Source organism: Acidithiobacillus sulfurivorans (genome assembly GCF_018853815.1).
Taxonomy (GTDB): domain Bacteria; phylum Pseudomonadota; class Gammaproteobacteria; order Acidithiobacillales; family Acidithiobacillaceae; genus Acidithiobacillus; species Acidithiobacillus sulfurivorans.
In genome coordinates, this window is record NZ_JAAOMP010000133.1 from 1 (window position 1) to 5,260 (window position 5,260).

General features: G+C 48.6%; 6 protein-coding genes. All 6 read left to right on the plus strand.

The features are described 5' to 3' along the window. Window positions 1-138: 138 nt before the first annotated feature. The 6 genes from HAP95_RS12325 to HAP95_RS12350 all read left to right on the plus strand — a co-directional run bounded on the left by HAP95_RS12325 (window position 139) and on the right by HAP95_RS12350 (window position 5,154). Window positions 139-972, plus strand: a complete 834-nt coding sequence (locus tag HAP95_RS12325) for a hypothetical protein (protein ID WP_215884500.1) — start codon at window positions 139-141, stop codon at window positions 970-972. Between the two features lie 516 nt (window positions 973-1,488). Next, window positions 1,489-1,908: a mercuric transporter MerT family protein gene (locus tag HAP95_RS12330; RefSeq protein ID WP_226832760.1), complete on the plus strand. Its 420-nt coding sequence runs from the start codon at window positions 1,489-1,491 to the stop codon at window positions 1,906-1,908. Window positions 1,909-1,943: 35 nt separating this feature from the next. Further along, window positions 1,944-2,300, plus strand: a complete 357-nt coding sequence (locus tag HAP95_RS12335) for a heavy-metal-associated domain-containing protein (protein WP_215884501.1) — start codon at window positions 1,944-1,946, stop codon at window positions 2,298-2,300. A 30-nt stretch (window positions 2,301-2,330) separates the two neighbouring features. Further along, the gene (gene merA / locus HAP95_RS12340; RefSeq protein WP_438263669.1) at window positions 2,331-3,995 is read left to right on the plus strand and encodes a mercury(II) reductase; all 1,665 of its coding nucleotides are present in this window, start codon (window positions 2,331-2,333) and stop codon (window positions 3,993-3,995) included. A gap of 139 nt (window positions 3,996-4,134) precedes the next feature. After that, window positions 4,135-4,599: a MerR family transcriptional regulator gene (locus HAP95_RS12345; protein ID WP_024894160.1), complete on the plus strand. Its 465-nt coding sequence runs from the start codon at window positions 4,135-4,137 to the stop codon at window positions 4,597-4,599. Between the two features lie 36 nt (window positions 4,600-4,635). Further along, window positions 4,636-5,154, plus strand: coding sequence for a TlpA family protein disulfide reductase (locus HAP95_RS12350; protein WP_215884503.1), 519 nt, complete (start codon window positions 4,636-4,638; stop codon window positions 5,152-5,154). Window positions 5,155-5,260 lie beyond the last annotated feature (106 nt).

A 5,260-nucleotide genomic window follows, 5' to 3' on the forward strand; every position in this document is an offset into this window, starting at 1 on the left:
TCAGGGACCATCAGCTAACTCCAATTCAGGGCACGACCGCTCCACAGCATTCTACCCCCTACCCACTCAATCTGACGAAGAGCCTAGATTATATACCTAGGTTAAAACCATTTAAACCAAACATAGAGGTGAAAATTTATGTCTAGAGCATTGTTTTTGAGATTGATTATCGCTTTCTTTGGGCTGCTTTTTATTCTCCTAACCATATGGGCTGGAAGTCATTACCATTTTGGTTATTCTATAACGTTGGTCGTTATGCTCGCCTTTGCTATGGCCACTTTTCTTGCTGAACTAATTATTGCTATTGACAGTCTAGAAAAAAGAATTAAACTGTTATATCCATCTTTAGAGCTTTCTACTGCTGAGCAAATATCGGTAAACGAAACTCTGACCATCTATAACAGACTAAAGAAACAACATTCAGTTGTATCCACTAAAATTGCACTATTGGAATTTGATAATATACATACAATACTCAAATGTGCAGAGCGTGGTTCTGACTATATATTCCATGATATATATCTGGCATCAATGGTCCTTTTGGGCTCGTTAGAGCCTGGGCAGACATTCAAAGTAGTGAGCAACTTGACAAAGAGGTTCTATTGGAAAACGGGAAAACATGCGTCCGATCATTCGGAACTCAATTTTCGCCAAGCTCGCAATGGGGTGACAATCGAAAGGATCTTTGTCTTAAATACCAAAAATGAGCTCAGCGGGCTTGCGGAAATAATCGAGGAACAGGCGCAAGCAGGGATTCATATTTATTACGTCTTTAAAGATTCCATTGAAAATCTTCTGCCTTATGCAAGCTTTGCGATCTCTGAGAACCTCTCTTCTGGGGTAGTATCTCATAGAGAGGATATTCTCGGGAAGGTTACCGTTACAACAAATAGTGAATGGATTACTGACTTGGCCACAAGGTTTGACGAGATAAAAGCGATTTCAAATGTTCCTTCGAGCCAGTCGAGTTGAAAATTCGATCGTCCGGTTACGCTGCCCTGCCGCCGTTGATCTCTGATGGTGGGCAGTAGACTGAAAGCGGTCATTCAGCAGCGGAAAGCAAATGGCCCAAAGCAGTTATCCAAGTTGAGTATCACCAGTGCCCGGAGCTAGGCCATAAATTGCTTTATCTGGCCGATACATTGCTGGGAAAATTCAATGTGATTCATAAACTGAATCTGGCTGGGGTAAAAAACCCAGGGTCTATTACCCTTTTGAAGCTCAGTTTCAGCAGCAGGTGATAGAAAATCATTTCCTGATGATTTCGGGGAAGTAGATCGATACCCAGCCATAGATGATCCCCGTGGAATAGTACTTCAACATCACTACCGACCTCCACGTCAAAGGTGGAACCTGCGGACCAGCGACTCGAGGCCTCTACCCTGAAATGGAGGTCATGCTTGACACCGTACTATGCTACGGCATCTATAGTCCTTAGTAGACAGGTTGAAGAACGCTTCTATCCAGGTGAGTGGAGGTTCAGACGTTATGAATACTAAGGTCAGTAAATCGGATCCACAGGGATCTGGCTGCGCCACCAATAACTCGAATATGCAGAATGTCCGACCAAGGGGGCTATGGGGGTTGTTAGTAGCGGTCGTAGTGGGTTTCCTGGCTTCCGCTTGCTGTGTCTTGCCGCTATTGCTGATTGTGGCTGGTGTAGGCGGCGCATGGATGGCTAACTTGCGGGTGCTTGATCCTTACGCCCCTTACCTGGATGTGGTCGTGTTGCTTTTTTTGGGATACGCCCACGTTCAAAATTATCGCGAAAAAAAGGCGCTGGCCTGTAGTTCGTGTTCGATGGTTGGACGATTCGGTCGTTGGCAATCCCCTCTTTTATGGGCGGGTACCGTTTTGGTTATTGTCTTTCTGGCATTGCCGCATGTGTTGCCCGGCTTGTTGATGTAGTTCTTTTAAATTCCAATGAACTCAAGGAGACTAAAATGCACATAAAGATAAATTCAGGAAAAAATCTGGTGTTAATATCTGCGCTTTCACTGCTGGCAAGTGGCGTGCTCGCTATGCCTTTCGCGTGGGCTGGCACGCCTTCTTCTGCTGCTGTCGTGCAGGCAGCTTCTGTTACGTCGGTATTCAGTGTGCCGTCAATGAGCTGTGGGGATAAAGCCTGTGAAACGGCTATTTATATTGCACTGCATCGCATCCCGGGTGTGCAGCATATCCATATTGATGACATGAAAAGGACGGTGACGGTGACCTATGATGCCAAAAAAGTGAGCCCGTCTGTTCTCCTGAAAACCTTTAGGAATATTGGATATCCGGCTTCTTTGGCGCATGCTTGATTCGCGTATTGAATTACGAATACAAGGAGTATCACGATGAAAAAAACCATTCAGTTGAACATACTCGGGATGACATGTACGCACTGCGCTTTGACCGTAGAAAAAGCCCTTAAGGACGTCGCCGGTGTCGACAAAGCAAACGTTTTCTTTCCTGAAGGTTATGCGGAGGTGGAGGTAGCCGACGACGTTGCTGATTCCGTGCTCACTGCGGCTGTCGTCAAGAGCGGTTACGGCGCACAGGTCGCCAAGGTGGACGCAGACCTACACGACCGAAGCACTCGTGTCGATGCGCCTGCAGCAGAAAAATTACACGTGATTGTTCTGGGATCTGGATCGGGAGCCTTCGCTGCGGCGATCCGCTGTGTTGATGGTGGCGCGCGCGTTACGATGATCGAAAAAGGGACGTTGGGGGGAACCTGCGTCAATATTGGCTGTGTTCCGTCCAAAATCATGATCCGCGCGGCGCAAATGGCACATTGGCAGCGCGCACACCCATTCCAGGGACTGGGCCATTGTGAGCCTACGGTGGAACGTGTGGCACTGGTGGCGCAGCAGCAGCAGCGTGTGGACGAACTCCGCAACGAAAAATACGTCAACGTACTCGCTTCTCATCCAGAGATTACCCTGCTCCAGGGAACCGCTCGATTCGCCGATGCCCATACTATTGTCGTGCGCACAGACGACGGAAAAGAGCAGTCCGTTCGGGGAGATCGCATTCTTATTGCTGTTGGTGCGCATCCCCATGTGCCTCGAATACACGGATTGAACCAGACCCCCTACTGGACGTCGACAGAAGCACTTATCGCCGAAGAAATACCCCGGCACCTGGTGGTATTGGGTGCTTCGGTGGTGGCTGTAGAGTTGGCACAGGCTTTCCGCAGACTGGGTGCAGAGGTCACTATTCTGGCACGCAGTACCTTGTTATCCAGGGAAGATCCAGCACTGGGCGCGGGTTTACAGACTGTATTTGCAGAAGAAGGTATCCGGGTGCTTCAGCAGACGGTTCCAGAAAGCGTGCACCATAATAATGGACAGTTCGAGATCCAGATTGATTCGGAGCGGCTCCGTGCAGATCAGTTGCTGGTGGCAACGGGTCGCCAACCCAATACGCAGGATTTGGGATTGGAATCCCTTGGAGTTGCCACCAACGAGTTTGGTGCCATCCTGGTTGATGACCACATGCGTACAAGCGTTTCCCACATTTTTGCGGCAGGAGACTGCACTACGCATCCTCAGTTCGTGTATGTCGCCGCTGCGGGGGGCACACGTGCCGCCGTCAACATGTTAGGAGGCGATGCCGCACTGGATCTAAGTGCCATGCCGTCTGTGGTTTTTACAGATCCGCAAGTGGCCACGGTTGGACTGGATGAAAAGGCGGCTGAAAAGCGGGGGATCAAAACCATCAGCCGCACCCTGAGTCTGGAAAATGTCCCCAGAGCCTTGGCGAATTTTGACACCCGAGGATTTATCAAGCTGGTAGTGGACGAACCCACTGGAAAATTATTGGGGGCGCAGATTCTGGCTGCTGAGGGTGGTGAAATTGTCCAGTCTGCGGCATTGGCTCTACGGGGTGGATTGCGCTTCCAGGATTTGGCGGATCAACTATTTCCCTATTTGACCATGGTGGAAGGACTGAAACTCTGTGCCCAGACATTTACCAAGGATGTCAAGCAATTGTCCTGTTGTGCCGGCTAACGGATAAGGAAAGCCATCATGCGTCAGGATCACATGGAAAGAGGGCTGCAAAATTTATTGAGAGAATTCCCGCTCCAGTCTCGAGTCATGAACGAACCGGTTTTCAGCAGAATTTTCACCTTCTGCAAGGAAATGTGTCATGACTGAGCCATCTCATCGACAAGGTTATCGTATTGGCGAAGTGGCCAGTGCTGCCGGTGTCCATGTCGAAACGGTACGCTATTATGAACGGGAAGGTCTTATCGTGCAGCCCAAGAAGCCGCATCTTGGATCCCGTCGGTATCCCGAGGAGACTATTGCACGCATTCGGTTTATCAAGCACGCCCAAAAGCTTGGCTTTACCTTAAAAGAAGCGCGTGAACTCCTTCTGTTGCAGACCAACAAAACCCAAGCCTGTGGTGCAGTACTGCATCAGGCAAAAATCAAACAATCTGCGGTGCTTGCAAAAATTCAGGCTTTGCGAAGACTGGAAATCGTATTGGCCCGTCTAATTCAGGATTGCCAACAAGAATATCCCAACCAGCATCATGCGTGTCCGATTTTGGAATGCCTGGAAGCAGATGACGCAAACATGGATGATTTGCTTACGGACGCGGAAGAATGATGATGATGGCCTTGAGCCAATTCGGCTGGAAATGATATGGAAATCATTCAACGAATTTTTAACGCCGTATTAATTGCCGCTCTTTTTTGTTTGATACCGGAACAGTCTTACGCAAAAGTCGTTGCCAAGACAACTTTTCTTCCGCAGATAGTTTTGACTAATCTTTCCGGAAGGAAAGTGGATTTAAATAATCTCAAAGGCAAGGTCATGGTGGTAAATTTATGGGCCAACTGGTGTCCGTTTTGCCATGAGGAAACACCTGGGTTTGTTCGTCTCCATCAAAATCTGGGCTCTAAGGTGCGCTTCGTGGGTATAGCACTGGATGGCAAAAGATCTGCTGAGAAATTTATACATAAGGAGCACGTTAGGTATCTAACGCTCTTGGCTGGAGCACATCCGAGCAAAGTCCTTTCGGCGATTGGAGATCGAAATGAAATGCTTCCCTATACGCTCATCGTCGACCCCGATGGGCGAATAGTAGAACGTCATCTGGGATTTTTTTCTGCATCCCAACTCGCGATGGCCATTAACCGAGTCATGCATAAATATCCATAACGGGAGTATGTATCGCGTCTTCTATGGTGGACCCATGAGTCAAGACAAAAAGAGCGAGAGTTTAAGCTAGTCTGGTTTCTAACATTGCAGCAGAATGGCGCTGCCC